This is a genomic window from Streptomyces sp. H27-H5 (genome assembly GCF_026627505.1).
In the GTDB taxonomy this organism is placed as follows: domain Bacteria; phylum Actinomycetota; class Actinomycetes; order Streptomycetales; family Streptomycetaceae; genus Streptomyces.
The window spans coordinates 1-819 of sequence record NZ_JAPNLK010000339.1 but is presented as its reverse complement, the minus strand read 5'-3'; the positions used below and the strand labels follow the sequence as shown (position 1 = coordinate 819).

Below are 819 nucleotides of genomic sequence, written 5' to 3'. Positions count from 1 at the left end.
ACCGCTCACGCGCCGCCTGTCTTTCGGGCGTGTACCCGCCCCCCTGCGCATACCTCATCCCCACGGCATACCGCAGGGATCAAGGACCGTCATCACCCACGGCAACTACGAGTTCAACCTGAGTAGCTCTCGTCGGGGCGCATGATGGTGATCACCGGTGAGCGGTCGTCGCCGGGGCCGATCACGGACTTGAGCCGTGCCGGCTTGGCGTGGCTGGTGCTGCCATCACGCGGAACGCGGTAGAGGAGAACCTCAACCTCGCGGGGTGCTCCGGTGGCCTTCTTGATGGCATGGACGGTCATGTAAAGCACGTCCCACAGCCGGCCGGTCTCGTCCTGCGGGGTGCGCTGGGCTTCGCTGTCGGCGTCGGTCCACTTGACGCAGTCAGCCCATGCGGCGGACGTGAGGGCGACCGGAAAGCGGAAGCCGGCTTCCTTCGCGAGGCTCTCGGGGACCGGCACGAGCATGCCGTCCGCGATGGCCTTTGCTCGGCTGTACGTGTGGATGACGGGCCCGAACGAGACGGCCTCGGAGGGGTTGGGGTCGCGCATGAACGCTCCTTGATGTGAAGGGGAATGAGCGCCGGTTCGGGGGTTTGCCCTCCCCCTTCCCGACACCTCTATTAAAGCACAGTGGCGGCATAGTTGGCAAGGGTCGAACGGATGACCTTCCGGCTGCGGTTGTTGCTGAGGCTGAGGGGCCCCGAAGTTCCCGGACAGGGACCCAATAGGGTTGTCCTGTAAGGGATCGAGGGAAGAAGCAAGTGACACGTTCGCGTTCGTACTCGCCGGAGTTCCGTGAAGAAGCGGTCCAGATGGC

At 64.7% G+C, this 819-nt stretch carries 1 protein-coding gene; it reads right to left on the bottom strand.

Features of this window, described 5'->3' with window-relative positions:
- Positions 1-113 precede the first annotated feature (113 nt).
- Positions 114-551, bottom strand: coding sequence for a DUF6573 family protein (locus OTB19_RS43165; protein WP_267804325.1), 438 nt, complete (start codon positions 549-551; stop codon positions 114-116).
- Between the last annotated feature and the right edge of the window lie 268 nt (positions 552-819).